The organism is Pseudoduganella sp. R-43, from assembly GCF_049913255.1.
Lineage (GTDB): Bacteria > Pseudomonadota > Gammaproteobacteria > Burkholderiales > Burkholderiaceae_D > Rugamonas.
Genome location: NZ_CP183988.1, coordinates 1,091,511 through 1,108,101, shown reverse-complemented (window position 1 = coordinate 1,108,101; position 16,591 = coordinate 1,091,511). Strand labels below are relative to the sequence as shown.

16 protein-coding genes are annotated in these 16,591 nt (G+C 67.9%); 13 read left to right on the top strand and 3 right to left on the bottom strand.

Going from position 1 to position 16,591, the window contains the following annotated elements:
- Positions 1-47: 47 nt before the first annotated feature.
- Both ACN9M3_RS05165 and ACN9M3_RS05160 read left to right on the top strand, forming a co-directional pair.
- Complete coding sequence (locus ACN9M3_RS05165; RefSeq protein WP_426168179.1) at positions 48-752, top strand: glutathione S-transferase N-terminal domain-containing protein; 705 nt, start codon at positions 48-50, stop codon at positions 750-752.
- 62 nt (positions 753-814) lie between these two features.
- Positions 815-1,795: a cyanophycinase gene (locus ACN9M3_RS05160; RefSeq protein ID WP_426320954.1), complete on the top strand. Its 981-nt coding sequence runs from the start codon at positions 815-817 to the stop codon at positions 1,793-1,795.
- Here ACN9M3_RS05160 and ACN9M3_RS05155 read toward each other — a convergent pair.
- A complete protein-coding gene (locus ACN9M3_RS05155; RefSeq protein WP_426168174.1) occupies positions 1,785-2,324 on the bottom strand; it encodes a DUF2058 domain-containing protein in 540 nt (179 codons plus the stop codon). The genes ACN9M3_RS05160 and ACN9M3_RS05155 overlap by 11 nt on opposite strands.
- 52 nt (positions 2,325-2,376) lie before the next feature.
- Here ACN9M3_RS05155 and ACN9M3_RS05150 point away from each other — a divergent pair, with 52 nt between their 5' ends.
- The 11 genes from ACN9M3_RS05150 (at position 2,377) to ACN9M3_RS05100 (ending at position 14,954) form a co-directional block, all read left to right on the top strand.
- Entirely contained in the window at positions 2,377-3,225 is an 849-nt protein-coding gene (locus ACN9M3_RS05150; RefSeq protein WP_426168171.1) for a CAP domain-containing protein, read from the top strand.
- An 86-nt stretch (positions 3,226-3,311) separates the two neighbouring features.
- Entirely contained in the window at positions 3,312-3,743 is a 432-nt protein-coding gene (locus ACN9M3_RS05145; protein ID WP_426168168.1) for a nuclear transport factor 2 family protein, read from the top strand.
- Between the two features lie 14 nt (positions 3,744-3,757).
- Positions 3,758-5,536 (top strand): tetratricopeptide repeat protein, encoded by a 1,779-nt coding sequence (locus ACN9M3_RS05140; RefSeq protein ID WP_426320951.1) that lies wholly within the window; start codon positions 3,758-3,760, stop codon positions 5,534-5,536.
- Positions 5,537-5,565: 29 nt separating this feature from the next.
- Entirely contained in the window at positions 5,566-8,562 is a 2,997-nt protein-coding gene (locus tag ACN9M3_RS05135) for a sensor histidine kinase (RefSeq protein ID WP_426320949.1), read from the top strand.
- A gap of 92 nt (positions 8,563-8,654) precedes the next feature.
- A complete protein-coding gene (locus tag ACN9M3_RS05130; RefSeq protein WP_426320947.1) occupies positions 8,655-9,629 on the top strand; it encodes an alpha/beta fold hydrolase in 975 nt (324 codons plus the stop codon).
- A 3-nt stretch (positions 9,630-9,632) separates the two neighbouring features.
- Positions 9,633-11,078: a catalase gene (locus ACN9M3_RS05125; RefSeq protein ID WP_426320945.1), complete on the top strand. Its 1,446-nt coding sequence runs from the start codon at positions 9,633-9,635 to the stop codon at positions 11,076-11,078.
- A gap of 20 nt (positions 11,079-11,098) precedes the next feature.
- A complete protein-coding gene (locus ACN9M3_RS05120; protein WP_426168155.1) occupies positions 11,099-11,755 on the top strand; it encodes a hydrolase in 657 nt (218 codons plus the stop codon).
- Positions 11,752-12,009, top strand: coding sequence for a DUF1427 family protein (locus ACN9M3_RS05115; protein ID WP_426168153.1), 258 nt, complete (start codon positions 11,752-11,754; stop codon positions 12,007-12,009). The genes ACN9M3_RS05120 and ACN9M3_RS05115 overlap by 4 nt, the downstream gene beginning before the upstream one ends.
- A complete protein-coding gene (locus ACN9M3_RS05110) occupies positions 12,006-13,916 on the top strand; it encodes an amidohydrolase (protein WP_426168150.1) in 1,911 nt (636 codons plus the stop codon). Before ACN9M3_RS05115 ends, ACN9M3_RS05110 begins: the two co-directional genes overlap by 4 nt.
- A gap of 1 nt (position 13,917) precedes the next feature.
- The gene (locus ACN9M3_RS05105) at positions 13,918-14,343 is read left to right on the top strand and encodes a DoxX family protein (RefSeq protein WP_426168147.1); all 426 of its coding nucleotides are present in this window, start codon (positions 13,918-13,920) and stop codon (positions 14,341-14,343) included.
- Positions 14,322-14,954, top strand: coding sequence for a YoaK family protein (locus ACN9M3_RS05100; protein WP_426320942.1), 633 nt, complete (start codon positions 14,322-14,324; stop codon positions 14,952-14,954). The genes ACN9M3_RS05105 and ACN9M3_RS05100 overlap by 22 nt, the downstream gene beginning before the upstream one ends.
- Here the strand turns inward: ACN9M3_RS05100 and ACN9M3_RS05095 are convergent.
- Together ACN9M3_RS05095 and ACN9M3_RS05090 are read right to left on the bottom strand one after the other, a co-directional pair.
- Positions 14,928-15,575 carry a response regulator gene (locus ACN9M3_RS05095; protein ID WP_426168142.1) on the bottom strand — a complete coding sequence of 216 codons (648 nt, stop codon included), beginning with the start codon at positions 15,573-15,575 and terminating at the stop codon, positions 14,928-14,930. The genes ACN9M3_RS05100 and ACN9M3_RS05095 overlap by 27 nt on opposite strands.
- A gap of 97 nt (positions 15,576-15,672) precedes the next feature.
- Positions 15,673-16,557, bottom strand: a complete 885-nt coding sequence (locus tag ACN9M3_RS05090) for a CsgG/HfaB family protein (protein ID WP_426320940.1) — start codon at positions 16,555-16,557, stop codon at positions 15,673-15,675.
- Positions 16,558-16,591 lie beyond the last annotated feature (34 nt).

Below are 16,591 nucleotides of genomic sequence, written 5' to 3'. Positions count from 1 at the left end.
GATTGCCCCATAATCGCGGTTCATTGTCCAACCGCGAGAGATTGAGCATGACTGGCATTACCGACTTTCCCATCAACGCCAAATGGCCCGCCCAACATCCTGAACGCCTGCAGCTGTATTCCCTGCCCACGCCGAACGGCGTCAAGGTATCGATCATGCTGGAAGAAACCGGCCTCGCTTACGAGCCGCACCTGGTCAGCTTCGACAGCAACGACCAGATGTCGCCGGAGTTCCTGTCGCTTAACCCGAACAACAAGATCCCGGCCATCATCGACCCGGACGGTCCTGGCGGCCAGCCGCTGCCGCTGTTCGAATCGGGCGCCATCCTGCTTTACCTGGCCGAGAAAACCGGCAAGCTGATGCCGCAGGACGCGGCCGCGCGCTACGAAACCATCCAGTGGGTGATGTTCCAGATGGGCGGCATCGGCCCGATGTTCGGCCAGGTGGGCTTCTTCCACAAGTTCGCCGGCAAGGAATACGAAGACAAGCGCCCGCGCGACCGCTACATCAACGAATCGGCGCGCCTGCTCGGCGTGCTGGAGCAGCGCCTGCAAGGCCGCAAGTGGATCATGGGCGAGCAGTTCACCATCGCCGATATTGCGATCTTCCCGTGGGTGCGCAACCTGGTGGAATACTACGGCGCCGGCGACCTGGTGGGCTTCGAGAAATTCGCCAACGTGCGCCGCGTGCTGGCCGCCTTCCTCGACCGCCCGGCTGTGGCGCGCGGCCTGAATATTCCAGCCCGCAGCTAAATTCCTGCAAGTGACGGGCGTACAATGGCTGGGCAGGTTTCCACCAGCCCGGGAGCATCGCTATGCCACGCCTCCACCGCCTGTCTGCTGTCTTCCTGCTGCTGGCCGCCGCGCTGGCAGCACCCGCCCACGCCGGCAAGCCTTACCAGTATTACGCGGTGGGCGATCCCACCAACGTCGTCCTGCCGCAGCCTAAAAAACCCAGCCTGGTGCTGATGGGTGGCGGGCCGGACGTCGATGCCGTCTTTGCCTGGATGATCCAGAAAGGCGGCGGCGGCAACTTCGTGGTGATCCGCAGCCGCGGCACCGACGCCTACAACCCCTATATCTTCGCCATGGGCGGGGCACAATCGGTGGAAACGCTGGTGATCCCGAGCCGCGATGCCGCCAACGATCCCTTCGTGGCCGAACGCATCCGCAATGCGGAAGAACTGTTCATCGCCGGCGGCGACCAGTCGGACTACATCAACTTCTGGCAGGGCACGCCAGTGCAGGCTGCGATCCAGGAACTGGCCGGGCGCAAGATCCCGATCGGCGGCACCAGCGCCGGCCTGGCCCTGATGGGGCGCTTCGGCTTTGCGGCACTGAACGGCAGCATCACCTCGGCTGAAGCACTGGCCAATCCCTACGACAAACGCATGACGCTTGAGCGCGACTTCCTGCTGCTGCCCGACCTGGGCAGCGTGATTACCGACGCCCACTTCGACACGCGCGACCGCATGGGTCGCCTGGTGGCCTTCATCGCCCGCATCGTCAATGATGGCTGGGCCGGCATGGCGCGCGGCATCGGGGTGGACGTGGAAACGGCGCTGCTGGTGGAAGACGGCAAGGGCACGCGCGTGGGCACGGGCTCGGTCACCTTCCTGCAATCGGTCGGCCTGCCGCAAGTGTGCAAGCCAAAGCAGCCCTTGACCTACCTGAACCTGCAGGGACAGCGCATGTCGGGCGGCGGCAGCTTCGATTTGCGCAACTGGGCCGGCTATGGCGGCGCGACGGTGCCTTTCACCGTGTCCGCCGAAGCCGGGGTGCTGCTTACCAGGTAAAGTCGTCCGGGATCTTGTAGTCGGCGTAAGGATCGTCTTCCGCCGGCTGCTCGCTGGCGGCCTTTTTGACCGCCACCACCACTTCCGGCGCGCGTTCAGCGATCTTTTCGCCCACCACTTTCGGCACCAGTTCGGCCACGCCGTCCAGCACCACGATCACCAGGCGGCCGTTGACCAGGTGCTGCTGCACCTTATCCGATACGTAAATGCGCTCGATCTTGCTGCCGATGGTGAAGTTGTAGGCGACATCGCCGTTGCCTTTCGGCTGGCGGTGCTGCTGCACCATCTGGACCACCTGGGCCAGGATAGCCTTCTGGGTGGCAGCCGCGTCGCGCGCCGCGTTCAGCTCGCGCGCACGCTCGGCATTCTTGCGCTGCTGCTCCAGGGCCGCCTCGCGCGTCTGGTCCACGGCCTTGGTGCCGCTGCGCAGTTCTTCCTTGTGCTGCTTGGACTTTTCCTGCTGCACCTTGTTGACCTTCTTCTTGTCGACCAGGCCAGCCTTCATCAATTGTTCTTGCAATGAAACCATTGTCACACTCCTTTGTTGCCCGCAAGTTTAGCAGAGCGCGTATAGTGCCTGCATGAAGAGACTTGCTATTCTCGCAACCGCGCTCGCCACGCTGCTGCCGCCTGCCCATGCCGGCGATGCCGAACAACTTGTGGCGATGGTCAACGCCTGGCGTGCCGCGCCGGCCGCCTGCCAGGGCAAGCAGCGCCCCGCCGTAGCGGTGCTGGCGCCAAAGCCGGTACTGTCGCGCATCGCGCTGCGGCCCGGCATGATCCTGCTGGCGGCGCTGGACAGCGCCGGCTACGACCCGGAAGTCGCCGACGCGGTCAATGTGGAGGGCCCCGCAGACGCGCGCAGCGCCTTCGAGGCCCTGCGCGACTCGTATTGCGCCACGCTGGGCAGCGCGCGCTATCGCGAGATCGGCGCCCACCGCTCAGGCAATGAATGGACCATCGTGCTGGCGGTGCCGGCGCCGAACCCGCTGATGCTGCTGCCCGATATGGCCGATGCAGCGCGGGAGGTCTTCAGGGCGACTAATGCGGCGCGCGCCCAGGCGCGCCAATGCGGCGACACCTGGATGGACGCTGCGCCGGCGCTGGCCTGGAACAAGGACCTGGCAGCGGCCGCCCTGGCCCACAGCCAGGACATGGCGCAGCAAGGCTACTTCGCCCATAAGAACAAGCAGGGCAACGAGGTGTCACAGCGCGCCGAAGCGCAAGGCTACCGCTGGCGCCATATCGGCGAAAACATTTCGCGCGGCCAGTCCAGTGCGACGGAGGCCGTGGCCGGCTGGATCAACAGTCCCGGCCATTGCTTGAACCTGATGAACCCGCGCTTCACCGAGTTCGGCGCCGGCGTCGCCATCCGCCAGGGCAAGCGCCCGGCAGCCTACTGGACCCAGGTATTCGGCGCCCCGCGCTGAGCTTGACATCTGCCCCCTGCGTACTAGGCTTATCTGATCGGCAGCCTGCGGCATGCCGCTGCAGGTGCCGGTGTTTGGGGGATGTCATGGACACCAAAAAGTTCATCAGTGAAGGCTACAAGCTATTCGCGGCAGGCGACCTGAAAGGCCTGCTCGAACGCTATAACGACGATGCGGAGATGATCAATCCCGACTCCGACTACCTGCCCATAGGTGGCAGCTATCAAGGCAAGCAGCAGATAGCCGAATTCTTCGTGAAGTTGAATGAGACCACGCAGTGCACTTACCTCGAACCGAAGACCATGGTGCAGGAAGGCGATACCGTGGTGGTGACCGGCGACTCGAGCTGGATTGCCCGCAGCACGGGTATCGCCTACGAGAATCCGTTCGTCCACGTCTTCAAGATGCGCGACAATAAAGTCGCTTCATTGCGCGCCTACTACGACACCAGCAAGCTGGAGCATGCCCTGCACCCGGCCACCACCGGCCAGGCTGCCGGCAAGCCCTTGCACCACTGACAAGGAGAGCTGACATGCCGGCCGCCCGTGCCCTGCCCTTCATGCTGTGCCTGGCGGCCGGCGCCCTCCCTGCCGGCTCGCAGGCAGTACGCGAGCCGGCCTTCGATCCGCTGCTGGATGGCGCGCTATGCGCCAATCCGGCCGGCGGCCGGCCGCTGTTGCTGGCGCTGGCGGCGCCGGCCGAAACGGCGCCCTTCAAGCCGGCGCAGCAGGCGCGCCAGGCGCAGGCAGGCGGTCCGCCGCCGCTGTACAAGGACCTGGGCAAGCTGCATTTCTCGATCACCACGCGCAGCCCGCGCGCGCAGGCTTACTTCGACCAGGGCCTGCGCCTGCTGTTCGCCTTCAACCACGCGGAAGCGGCCCGCGCCTTCCACGCCGCGCAGCAGGCCGACCCGCAGTGCGCCATGTGCCACTGGGGCGAGGCGCTGGTGCTGGGGCCGAACATCAATGCGCCGATGTTTCCCGACATGGCGGGGCCGGCGTTTGCGGCAGCCGAGCGCGCAGCGGCGGCAGCCAATAGCGCCAGCCCGGTGGAACAGGCGCTGGTGCGCGCCGTCAACCGGCGCTACGCCGCGCAGCCGCCAGCCGACCGCGCAGCGCTGGACCAGGCCTATGCCGCCGCCATGGCCGACGCTGCGCGCAGCTTCCCCAACGAGGACACGGTGCAGGTGCTGTTCGCCGAAGCGCTGATGGACCTGTCGCCCTGGGATTACTGGGAAGCGGGCGGCGCCAGCCCGAAAGGCCGCACGCAGGAGCTGGTCGATGCGCTGGAGCGGGTGCTGGAGCGCAATCCCAGCCACCCCGGCGCCATCCATTACTACATCCACGCGATGGAAGCCTCGACCCATCCCGAAAAAGCCCTGCCCCATGCGCGCCAGCTGGCCAGGCAGATGCCCGGCGCCGGCCATATCGTGCACATGCCGTCGCACATCTACTACCGCGTCGGCCTGTACAAGGACGCGCTGCAGGCGAATCTCGATGCCATTGCCATTGACGAAACCTACTTCCGCGGCGCCGCCAGCGACCCGATGTACAAGGGCGCCTACTATCCGCACAACATCCACTTCGCGATGGTCTCGGCGCTGATGGGCGGCGACGGCAAGGCCGCACTGCAGGCGACGCAACGCCTGGAGCAGTCGATCAGCCCGGAACAGCTGCGCGCGATTCCGCCGCTGCAGCCGGTGCGCGCCGCGCCCTACTTCGCCCACGTGCAGTTCAGCAGCCCCGGCACGCTGCTGGCGCTGCCGGCTCCGGCCGAGGAATTCGTGCTGCTGCGCGCGATGTGGCATTACGCGCGCGCCGTCGGCTTTGCGCGCACGGCGATGTGGGACGACAGCCAGCGCGAGGTCGACCGCATTGCCGCCATCGAGCAACAGGCCGACTTCAAGCCGCTGCAGGACTGGGGCGTGCCCGGCGCCGATATCGTGCGCACCGCGCGCCTGGTGGCAGCGGGCAAGCTGGCCGAGGCGAAGGGCGAGCTGCCCGGCGCGATCGCCCTGTTCACGCAGGCGGTGGCGGCGCAGGATGCGCTGCCCTATACCGAGCCGCCGTACTGGTACTACCCGGTGCGCCAGTCGCTGGGGGCGGCGCTGCTCAAGGCCGGCAAGCTGGAAGAAGCGGAAGCGGCGTTCCGCGCCTCGTTCGCCAAAACGCCGAGCAATGGCTGGGCCCTGCGCGGCCTGGCCGCGGTGTACGAGAAACGCGGCGACAAGGCCGCCGCCGCCGCTGCGCACAAGCGATTCGCCGCCACCTGGCTGGGCCCCAGCGGCGGGCCCGACCTTTCGCGTTTATAGGGCGGGCGCGAATCACCTACACTAGCGGAATGTTTCTCCGCTCCCTGATCGCTGCCCTCGCTCTGGCAGCAAGCTGCGCCACGCAGGCCGCGCCGGCGCGCCTGCTGGCCGACTACACCCATACCGCCTGGACCCGCCTGCAGGGCGCGCCCAGCGACGTTGTCAAATTCGCCCAGACGCGCGACGGCTGGCTGTGGATCGCCTCGCCCGGCGGTCTGCACCGCTTCGACGGCGCCCATTTCGAGCGCATCGAAAGCCTGGCCGGGCACCGGCTGCAGTCGACCAGCACCATGGGCTTGCTGGCCACCCGCGACGGCGGCTTGTGGATCGGGCACCGCTTCGGCGGCGTCACCGCCTTCGTGGACGGCAAGGTGCGCGAATTCACGCCGGCCGAAGGCTTGCCCGCATCGGCGGTGCTGAGCCTGACGGAGGGCCCGGACGGCGCCATCTGGGTCGCGGCCGGCGGCGGCCTGGCGCAGCTCAGGCCCGGCGCCGGCCGCTTCCAACGGGTCGGGCCCGAGAGCGGGCTGCCGGACGGCGGCGCGCGCCAGATCCTGTTCAGCCGCAACGGGCGGCAGTGGGTGTCGGTGCGGGGCGGCGTCTACTGGCGCGAGGCGGGCCAGTTGCAGTTCCGGCGCGCCTGGCCCTACCTCGACCTGATGTCGCTGGCCGAAGGGCCGGACGGCACCATGTGGGCCACGGACGGCAACGACCGCGGCTACCGCCTGCAGGACCGGGCCCCGGCCAGCGGCGCCGCGCCGCAGGCGGAAGTGGCGGCCAACGGCATCCACTTCGACCGCCACGGGACCATGTGGCTGCTCAAGGCCCACGCGCTGGAGCGCCTGGCCGGCGACGGCGCTGCCGAAGGCGATGCGGCGCAGCAGCTGACGCGCGAGAGCGGCATCAGCGGCGGCCTGCCGCAGACCTGGTTCGAAGACCGCGAAGGCAATATCTGGATCGGCACCTCGGCCGGCCTGGACCGGCTGCGCCGCAACCGCCTGCGCCTGCTGGCCACGCCCGAGGAACTGGACCATCCGGGCATGCTGGCCGACAGCGAGGGCCGCATCCTGGTCAGCAATATGGCGGGCGCGGTCTACAGCTACAGCAGCGAAGGCCTGCGCCTGCGGCGCGAAGCCGGCAGCATGACCGCCGGCTACCGCGCCCCGGACGGCGCGCTCTGGTTCGGCACCGACAGCGAGCGCTGGCGCCGCGCGCCCTCCGGCCTGCTGACCCGCTATCCGCACCCGCCGCAACACGCGCAGCACGACGTGCAGGCCATGACGCTGGACCGCGCGGGCCGCATGTGGCTGTCGCTTTCGCGCAAGGGGCTGTTCATGGCCGAAGGCAACAACTGGCGCAAGGATGGCGGCGTGGCCGGCCTGCCGCAGGGCCTGGCGCCCGCCGTGGCCAGCGACGAGCAAGGGCGCATCTGGGTCGGCTACCTGGGCAGCCGCATCGCCGTCATCGAGGATGGCCGGGCGCGCATCTTCGGCCCCGAGCAGGGCGTGGGCATCGGCAACGTGCTGGCGCTGCAGGCTGACGGCCCGCGCATGTGGGCCGGCGGCGAGTTCGGCCTGGGCTGGTTCGACAGCGCCGGCTACCATGCGGTGGAAGCCGGCTTGCGCGGCATTTCCGGCATCGCGCGCACGGCGCATGGCGAGCTGTGGCTGCACGGCATCGACGGCATCTCGCGCCTGTCGGCCGCGCAGCTCACGCGCTTGCTGACCGACCCGGCCTACCTGCCGCAGTTCGAGCGCTTCGATGCCCAGGACGGCCTGCTGGGCAGCGCGGAGCAGTTCCGCCCCCTGCCCTCGCTGGTGCAGGGCAGCGACGGCAAGCTGTGGTTTTCGACCGCCAACAATATTGCCAGCATCGATCCCGCCAACATCGCGCGCAACACGCTGGCACCGGCGGTGCAGATCCGCGGCCTGCGTTCGGGCGGCGCATCCTACCTGCCGCTGCCTGCATTACAGCTGCCCAAGGGCAGCAAGGACCTGGCCATCGCTTTCACGGCGCTCACCCTGTCGATGCCGGAACGGGTGCGCTTCCGCTACCGACTGGAGGGCGTGGACCAGGAATGGCAGGAGGTACAAGGCCGGCGCGAGGCCTTCTACACCAATTTGCAGCCGGGCAGCTATCGCTTCCGCGTGACGGCGGCCAACGAGCACGGCGTGTGGAATGAAGACGGCGCCAGTATGCAGCTGGAGATCCTGCCATCGTTCACCCAGACCGGCTGGTTCGACGCCCTGCTGCTGGCGGCAGCGGCACTGGCGCTGCTGGCGCTGTATGCCTTGCGCGTGCGCCAGCTGACGGAACGCATGCGCGACCTGCAGCAGGAGCGCCTGGCCGAGCGCGCCCGCATCGCGCGCGGCTTGCACGACACGCTGCTGCAAAGCGTGCAGGGGCTGATCATGTTCTTCGACCGCCAGGCTGCCTTGCTGCCCCGCGACAGCGAGGAAAAGGCCAGGATCGAGCAGACGCTGGAGCTGGCCGACCAGCTGATGGCCGAGGGCCGCAACTACATCATGGACTTGCGCGGCGACGGCGAGGCGGAGAACCTGGCCCAGGTGCTGCGCCAGTACGGCACGGTGCTGCTGAACGAGCGCTTCCACTTGTCGGTGACGCAGGCGGCGCGCCCGCTGCTCGACCATGTGCACTGCGAGGTGCTGGTCATCGCGCGCGAGGCGCTGTTCAATGCCGCGCGCCATTCCCAGGCAACGCGGGTCGACCTGCTGATCGACTACGGCGCCACCCTGTTCCAGCTCGAAGTCAGCGACAACGGCGGCGGCATCGGCAGCAATCCGGCCCTGCCAGGACACTTCGGCCTGGTCGGCATGCAGGAACGCGCCGCAGCGCTGGGCGCCACCTGCACCATCGTCTCGCCGGCGCAGGGCGGCACCGCGGTGCGCCTGCAGATGCCGGCGCAGCTGGCCTATGCCGAACGGCGCAGCGACAGCCTGCTGCGCCGCCTGTGGCGCTGGCTGCCCGACAAGCCGGCGCTGCCGGCCCTCCCCCAAAAGAGGTAGGCGGCGCGCCCCCGGATGGGCGATTCGGCTGCGGCATCAGCTGGCTATTCTTTCAATTGCTGTTTAACCACTTGAAGAAAGAAGAACCGACCATGCCATCCCCTATCAGCAACCGCCGCCGCAACGTCCTGCTGGGCGCTGCCACCGCCGTCGCCGCCGCCGGCGCCTCGCTCTCCGCTTCCAGCGCCGCCGCCGCACCGGCCGGCGCCAGGGCCTCCGCCGCCGCCGGCCGCACTTCCGGCACCTTCACCACCCGCGACGGCGTGGAAATCTATTACAAGGACTGGGGCCCGCGCAACGGCCCGGTAGTCGTGTTCAGCCATGGCTGGCCGCTGAATTCGGACAGCTGGGAATCGCAGATGCTGTTCCTGGCCGACCGTGGCTACCGCACCATCGCGCACGACCGCCGCGGCCATGGCCGTTCCAGCCAGCCCTGGGACGGCAACGACATGGACCACTACGCCGACGACCTGGCACAGCTGCTGGACCTGCTGGACGTGAAGAACGCAGCGCTGTTCGGCTTCTCGACCGGCGGCGGCGAAGTGGCGCGCTACCTGAGCCGCCATGGCAGCAAGCGCATCGCCAAAGCCGGCCTGATTTCCGCCGTGCCGCCGCTGATGCTGAAGACCGCCACCAATCCGGGCGGCCTGCCGATCGAAGTGTTCGACGGCATCCGCGCCGGCTCGCTGAAAGACCGCTCGCAGCTCTACCTGGACATCGCTTCCGGCCCGTTCTTCAACTTCAACCGCCCGGGCGCCAAGCCATCGCAAGGCATGATTAACGCCTGGTGGATGCAAGGCATGATGGCCGGCCACAAGAACACCTACGACTGCATCAAGGCCTTCTCCGAAACCGACTTTACCGCCGACCTGAAAAAGATCGACATCCCGATGCTGGTGCTGCACGGCGACGACGACCAGATCGTTCCGATCGACGCTGCCGCCAAGTCCGCCGCCAAGCTGCTGAAGAATGCCAAGCTGGTGGTCTACCCTGGCGCGCCGCATGGCCTGACCGACACCCACAAGGACAAGCTGAACGCCGACCTGCTGGCTTTCATCAAGGGCTAAGCAATGGAACGCAAGCTCACTACCGCGGCCGGCGCGCCGGTTGCGGACAACCAGAACGTGGAAACCGCGGGCCCGCGCGGCCCCATGCTGCTGCAGGACGTGTGGCACCTGGAAAAGCTGGCGCACTTCCACCGCGAAGTGATCCCTGAGCGGCGCATGCACGCCAAGGGCTCGGGCGCCTTCGGCTGCTTCACCGTGACGCACGACATCACGCGCTACACCAAAGCCGCGCTGTTCGGCGCCGTGGGCAGGAAGACCGAGGTGTTCGCGCGCTTTTCCACCGTGGCCGGCGAGCGGGGCGCGGCCGACGCGGAACGCGATATCCGCGGCTTCGCCGTCAAGTTCTACACCGAGCAGGGCAATTGGGACGTGGTGGGCAACAACACCCCGGTGTTCTTCATGCGCGACCCGCTGAAGTTCCCGGACCTGAACCACGCCGTCAAGCGCGACCCGCGCAGCAACCTGCGCAGCGCCGAGAACAACTGGGATTTCTGGACCCTGCTGCCGGAAGCGCTGCACCAGGTGACCATCGTGATGAGCGAGCGCGGCATCCCCGCCTCGTACCGCCACATGCACGGCTTCGGCAGCCACACCTTCAGTTTCATCAACGCCGGCGGTGAACGGCACTGGGTCAAGTTCCACTTCACCAGCCAGCAAGGCATCGTCAACCTGAGCGATGCCGAGGCTGCGGAATTGATTGCAAAGGACCGCGAATCGTCCCAGCGCGACCTGTTCGAAGCGATCGAGCGCGGCGAGTACCCGCGCTGGACGCTGAAAGTGCAGCTGATGACGGAGCAGCAGGCCGCGCAGGCAGCCTTCAATCCCTTCGACCTGACCAAGGTCTGGCCGCACAAGGACTATCCGCTGCATGAAGTGGGCGTGCTGGAGTTGAACCGCAACCCGGGCAACTATCACGCCGACGTCGAACAGGCCGCCTTCACGCCGGCCAACGTGGTGCCGGGCATCGGCTTTTCGCCCGACCGCATGCTGCAATCGCGCCTGTTCGCCTATGGCGACGCCCAGCGCTACCGCCTGGGCGTGAACCACCACGCGATCCCGGTCAACACGCCGCGCTGCCCCTTCCACAGCTATCACCGCGACGGCGCCATGCGCGTCGACGGCAACCAGGGCGCCACCATCGGCTACGAGCCGAACTCGAACGGGGAATGGCAGCAACAAGCCGCCTACGCCGAGCCGCCCCTGTCCCTGGACGGCGCCGCCGCGCATTACAACCACCGCGCCGACGATGACTACTACAGCCAGCCGCGCGCCCTGTTCCGCCTGATGGACGAGCAGCAGCGCCAAGCCCTGTTCGACAACACGGCCCGCTCGCTGGCCGGCGTGCCGCTGCACATCCAGCAGCGCCACATTGAAAACTGCAACAAGGCCGATGAAGCCTACGGCGCCGGCGTGTCCGCCGCGCTCGACAAGTTGCGCCCACTCTGGTAACTCACTTAAAAGGAAACAACATGACCATTAACGCCAAAGCCACCCCGGGTTCCCTGCTGCTGACGCCGCGCGACCACACCCTGATCATGATCGACCACCAGTCGCAGATGGCGTTCGCCACCCACTCGATCGACGCCGTCCAGCTGCGCAACAACGCCGCCCTGGTGGCGCACGCCGCCGCCGGATTCGACGTGTCGACCATCGTCACCACCGTGGCCGAGAAGAGCTTCTCCGGCCCGGTCTTCGACGAGATCAAGGACGCCTTCCCGGGCGCGGAAATCACCGACCGCACTTCCATGAACACCTGGGAAGACGAGAACGTGATCCGCCGCGTCAACGCCATCGGCAAGAAGCGCATCGTGCTGGCCGGCCTGTGGACCGGCGTCTGCATCGTCGGCCCGGCACTGTCCGCGCTGGACCAGGGCTTCGAGGTGTACGTGATCGCCGACGCCTGCGGCGACGTGTCCACCGAAGCGCACGAGCGCGCCATGGACCGCATGGTGCAGGCCGGCGCCCGCCCAATGACCTCGCTGCAATACCTGCTGGAACTGCAGCGCGACTGGGCCCGCACCGACACCTATGAACTGACCACCGGCATCGCCAAGAAATTCGGCGGCGCCTACGGCCTGGGCATCATCTACGCCCAGACCATGTTCCACGCCAAGGAAGGCCAGTGAAGATTTATCTTCTCTCGCTGGGTGCCGGCCTGCTGGCCGGCATCCTGTACGGCGTGCTGAACGTGCGCTCGCCGGCGCCGCCCGTGGTGGCGCTGGTGGGGCTGCTCGGCATACTGCTGGGAGAACAGGTGCCGCCGCTGGTCCGCCAGTGGCTGGCGCCGAAGGAACAGCAGTTATCATGGCTGCAAGAACACGTTAAGCCGCACTGTTTCGGCGAACTGCCTTGCGCTGCAAAGAACGAGGAGAAGCAATGACTGCTCCGGAGCTGATACTCCACAACGGCCGCTTCACGACGCTGGACAAGGGCCAGCCCGAGGCCGATGCGGTTGCCGTCACCGGCGGCCGTTTTTCCCGTGTGGGCGAGGCGCGCGAGATCCTGCCGCTGGCCGGAGCGCAAACGCGCGTGATCGACCTGCAGGGCCGGCGCGTGCTGCCCGGCCTGATCGACAACCACCTGCACCTGATCCGCGGCGGCCTGAACTTCAATATGGAGTTGCGCTGGGACGGCGTGCGCTCGCTGGCCGACGCCATGGCCATGCTGCGCGCCCAGGTGGCCATCACCCCGGCGCCGCAATGGGTGCGCGTGGTGGGCGGCTTCACCGAACACCAGTTCGTGGAAAAGCGCCTGCCGACCATCGAGGAACTGAATGCCGTGGCGCCTGACACGCCGGTATTCATCCTGCACCTGTACGACCGCGCCCTGCTGAACGGCGCCGCGCTGCGCGCTGTAGGCTACGACCGCAACACGCCGGAGCCGCCGGGCGGCCAGATTCTGCGCGACAGCGCCGGCAACCCCACCGGGCTGCTGCTGGCCAAGCCGAACGCCTCGATCCTGTACGCCACGCTGGCCAAGGGCCCCAAATTGCCGCCGGAATACCAGCTCAACTCGACCCGCCACTTCATGCGCGAGCTGAATCGCCTCGGCGTGACCGGCGCGCTGGACGCGGGCGGCGGCAACCAGAACTACCCCGAGGACTACCAGGTGATCCAGCAACTGGCCGATGCGGGCGAACTGACCATCCGCCTGGCCTACAACCTGTTCACGCAAAAACCGAAACAGGAGAAGGACGATTTCCTGCACTGGGCAGCCAGCAGCAAGTACCAGCAGGGCGACGATTACTTCCGCCACAATGGCGCGGGCGAGATGCTGACCTTCTCGGCCGCCGACTTCGAAGACTTCCGCCAGCCGCGGCCGGACATGCCGGCCAATATGGAAGACGACCTGGAAGGCGTGATCCGCATCCTGGTGCAGAACCGCTGGCCGTGGCGCATGCATGCGACCTATGACGAAACCATTTCGCGCGCGCTGGACGTGTTCGAAAAAGTGAACCGCGACATGCCGCTCGACGGCCTGCACTGGTTCTTCGACCACGCGGAAACCATTTCGCCGCAATCGATCGACCGCATCGCGGCGCTGGGCGGCGGGGTGGCGGTGCAGCACCGCATGGCCTACCAGGGCGAGTATTTCGTCGAGCGCTACGGTGCGGCAGCGGCGGAAGCGACGCCGCCGGTGAAATACCTGCTGGAATCCGGCGTCAAGGTGTCGGCCGGCACGGACGCCACGCGCGTGGCCTCGTACAACCCGTGGGTCTCGCTGTCCTGGCTGACCACCGGGCGCACGGTGGGCGGCATGCGGCTCTACCCGCAGCGCAACCTCCTGGACCGCGAAGCGGCGCTGCGCATGTGGACCGAGAACGTGACCTGGTTCTCCAACGAGGAAGGCAAGAAGGGGCGCATCGCCGTCGGCCAGCTGGCCGACCTGATGGTGCCTGACCGCGACTTCCTGCGCTGCCCGGAGGACGAGATTGCCGGCACCACGTCCCTGCTCACCGTGGTTGGCGGCAAGGTGGTGTACGGCGCCGGCCCGTTCGGCCAGTACGATCCGCCGACCCCGACCGCCATGCCGGACTGGTCGCCGGTGCGCCAGTACGGCGGCTACGGCGCCTGGGGCGCCATGCCGGGCGCCGTGGCGCGCGGCGCGCAGGGTGGCGCAGCAGGCCACGCCAGGACTGCCGCCATGGCTGCGGCGGCGGCCTGCGGCTGCTCCAGCCAATGCGGCATGCACGGCCACCAGCACGCGACGGCCTGGACCCGCTCCCTGCCGATTGCGGACCTGAAGTCGTTCTGGGGCGCGCTGGGCTGCTCCTGCTGGGCGGTGTGACATGGCGCCGCACAGGCCCGGCGCGGGCATCCGCGCCCTGCACTGGCTGGCCCTGCTCCTGCTGTGCGCAGCATACCTGCAGGGCGGCTTGAACAAGCTGCTCGACTTCGGCAGCGCGGTCGGCGAAATGCAGCACTTCGGGCTGCAGCCGGCAGCGCCGCTGGCAATCCTGGTCATCGCCGGCGAACTGGGGTCGGCGGCGATGATCCTGAGCGGCCGCCTGCGCTGGCTGGGCGCCGCCTGGCTGGCCCTGTTCACGGTGGCGGCCAGCTTCATCGCCAACCGTTATTGGGAAATGGCGGGCATGGAGCGCTTCATGGCGGCCAACAGCTTTTACGAGCACCTCGGCCTGGCTGGCGGCTTCCTGCTGGTGGCCTGGCACGACCTGACACGCAAGGAGGGCAGATGGCACGCGGAACGACCCTGAGTTTCCTGGCCGGCTACGTCGACACCCTTGGCTTCGTGGCCTTGCATGGCCTGTTCACGGCCCACGTGACGGGCAACTTCGTCCTGCTCGGACGGGAGGTGGTGTCGCCGGGTAATGACGTGCTGCTCAAGCTGCTCGCCTTCCCTGCTTTCGTCGGCGGCGTGGTGGCAGTGCGGGCCTTGGTGCGGCGCTGCCAGGGCGGCGGCAGGGAGGCGCTGCGGCCGGCCCACCTGCTGCAGGCGGCGCTGATGCTGGCGGCAGCGGCCAGCGCGCGCTGGGACATGGCTGCCGGCCTGCTGTGCGCTGCCGCCATGGGAGCGCAGAACGGCTACGGCAAGCTGCTGCTGGCGAAACTGCCGGCCAGCACGGTCATGACCGGCAATGTCACGCAACTGGTGATCGACTGCCTGGACCGCGTGGGCGGCGCAGAACGGCCCGCGCTGGCGGCGCTGGGCGGCGGCGTGCTGGCCTTTGCGGCGGGCTGCGTGGCGGGCGCGCTGGCATCGCGCTGGGGCATGGGCGTCGGCCTGCTTCCGGCCGTGGCGCTGCTGCTGGCAATGGCGGCGCTGGCCGGGCAGCAGCCATCAAAGCCCGATAATGCCGCGCTTTAAGGCAATGGTGACGGCGTGCGTGCGGTCGTTGGCGCCGAGCTTGGCCAGGATGCTGCGCATGTGCGCCTTCACGGTTTCTTCCGAAATCGCCAGCTGGCTGGCGATGCGCTTGTTGGCGTTGCCGGCTGCCGCGCATTGCAGCACCTCGGCCTCGCGTTCGCTGAGCAGGGCGGCGCCCAGGTGGCTGGCCAGCTGCTGCGCGATTTCCGGCGAGATGTAGCGCTGGCCGCCGTGCACGGCACGGATCATGCCCACCAGCTCCTTGCGCAAGCTGCTCTTGAGCAGGAAGCCGCTGGCGCCGGCCTCCAGCGCGCGCCGCACCTGGGCGTCGCCGCCGAAGGTGGTCAGCATCACGATGCGCGCCGCCGGGAACTGGGCGCGAATGGCCTGCAGCGCCTCAAGGCCGCACATGCCGGGCATGGCGAGGTCCATGATGGCCAGGTCGGGGCGCACGGAGGCCCAGGCGGCAACGGCTTCGCGGCCGTCGCCGGCTTCGGCCGCCACCTGCATGTCGGGCTGGCCGGCAATCGCATCGGCCAGGCCGGCGCGCAGCATGGGATGGTCGTCCACCAGCAGCACCCGGATTGGCGCGGCGGTGTCTGGAATGGTCTGGGTGTTCAAGGTATAGCTCCGCGCAAGACTGCAAGGGGAACTATAACAACGGATGGCGGGACTGGCAATTTGCCGGGCGTGCTGTACGCCCGGCAAACGGGTGGAATTACTTCTTCTTGGCCTTGGCTTTGGCAGCAGGCGCCTGCACCTGCGACTGCGCGGCCACCGGCTGCTGCGAAGCGGCGGTGGTGCCGCCCTGCACGCCCAGCGCGCCGCCGGTGCCCAGGCCGCCGGCGACTTCCTGCTGCTTGTAGTTGCGCACCGCGCGCACCACGTTGTTGTACGAATCCATGAAGGCCGCCACCAGGATCTTGCCTTCCGGGGTGTTGGTGTAGCCGCTGGCGCCGGCCGCGGCGCCGCCGCCGAACAGGGCGCCGAACGCGCCGAAGTCGGTGTTCTTGGCGCTGCCCTCGGCTGCCGCCAGCTGCACGCCGGAACGGTTGTCGATCATCAGCAGCATGGTCGACGCTTCATTGGTCTTCATATTGCCGGCCACCATGCCGGCCACGCTGCCGATCAGGCCAAAGCCGCCCAGTGCGCCGCCCACGCCCGAAGTGCCTTTCTGGCTGAAGGTGATGGTCGGGCTCATGGTGTAGTCGGCAGCGGCGATCTGGCCCTTGCCGTAGTTGCTGTTGGCGCGCATCTCGCCCGATTTTTCCAGCGCGCGCTCGCCCATCATGTGGTCCATGGCGGCGCCGCGCTCCACCACCACGAAGCAGTTCGACTGCTGGATCATCATGCGCAGCACCGGCGTGGTGGAGCCCAGCTTGTACTGGCTCAGTTGCTGGAACCACGGCATGCTGCGGTCTTCCACCACCGACAGGGTGCCCAGCGGCCGGTCGCATTTTTCCAGCTGGGTGTTGGCATTGGCGGCGGTGGCGCCGCCGGCGCTGCCGGTGGCCACGGTACTGCCGCCGCCGAGGGTTGGTTGGGTGCCGGCACAACCGGCCAGCGCCAGGGCCGCCACGGCCGCGAACAGTTTGGTCTTCATACGTAGATCCCCTAATTTTTGGATGAAACGGCCG

What these genes read in the sequence shown, in the direction of transcription:
- ACN9M3_RS05155 (WP_426168174.1), bottom strand. Translation starts at nt 2,324, where the DNA reads ATGGTTTCATTGCAAGAACAATTGATGAAGGCTGGCCTGGTCGACAAG.
- ACN9M3_RS05105 (WP_426168147.1), top strand. Translation starts at nt 13,918, where the DNA reads ATGGCGCCGCACAGGCCCGGCGCGGGCATCCGCGCCCTGCACTGGCTG.
- ACN9M3_RS05090 (WP_426320940.1), bottom strand. Translation starts at nt 16,557, where the DNA reads ATGAAGACCAAACTGTTCGCGGCCGTGGCGGCCCTGGCGCTGGCCGGT.
- ACN9M3_RS05150 (WP_426168171.1), top strand. Translation starts at nt 2,377, where the DNA reads ATGAAGAGACTTGCTATTCTCGCAACCGCGCTCGCCACGCTGCTGCCG.
- ACN9M3_RS05135 (WP_426320949.1), top strand. Translation starts at nt 5,566, where the DNA reads ATGTTTCTCCGCTCCCTGATCGCTGCCCTCGCTCTGGCAGCAAGCTGC.
- ACN9M3_RS05145 (WP_426168168.1), top strand. Translation starts at nt 3,312, where the DNA reads ATGGACACCAAAAAGTTCATCAGTGAAGGCTACAAGCTATTCGCGGCA.
- ACN9M3_RS05100 (WP_426320942.1), top strand. Translation starts at nt 14,322, where the DNA reads ATGGCACGCGGAACGACCCTGAGTTTCCTGGCCGGCTACGTCGACACC.
- ACN9M3_RS05120 (WP_426168155.1), top strand. Translation starts at nt 11,099, where the DNA reads ATGACCATTAACGCCAAAGCCACCCCGGGTTCCCTGCTGCTGACGCCG.
- ACN9M3_RS05110 (WP_426168150.1), top strand. Translation starts at nt 12,006, where the DNA reads ATGACTGCTCCGGAGCTGATACTCCACAACGGCCGCTTCACGACGCTG.
- ACN9M3_RS05160 (WP_426320954.1), top strand. Translation starts at nt 815, where the DNA reads ATGCCACGCCTCCACCGCCTGTCTGCTGTCTTCCTGCTGCTGGCCGCC.
- ACN9M3_RS05130 (WP_426320947.1), top strand. Translation starts at nt 8,655, where the DNA reads ATGCCATCCCCTATCAGCAACCGCCGCCGCAACGTCCTGCTGGGCGCT.
- ACN9M3_RS05125 (WP_426320945.1), top strand. Translation starts at nt 9,633, where the DNA reads ATGGAACGCAAGCTCACTACCGCGGCCGGCGCGCCGGTTGCGGACAAC.
- ACN9M3_RS05165 (WP_426168179.1), top strand. Translation starts at nt 48, where the DNA reads ATGACTGGCATTACCGACTTTCCCATCAACGCCAAATGGCCCGCCCAA.
- ACN9M3_RS05140 (WP_426320951.1), top strand. Translation starts at nt 3,758, where the DNA reads ATGCCGGCCGCCCGTGCCCTGCCCTTCATGCTGTGCCTGGCGGCCGGC.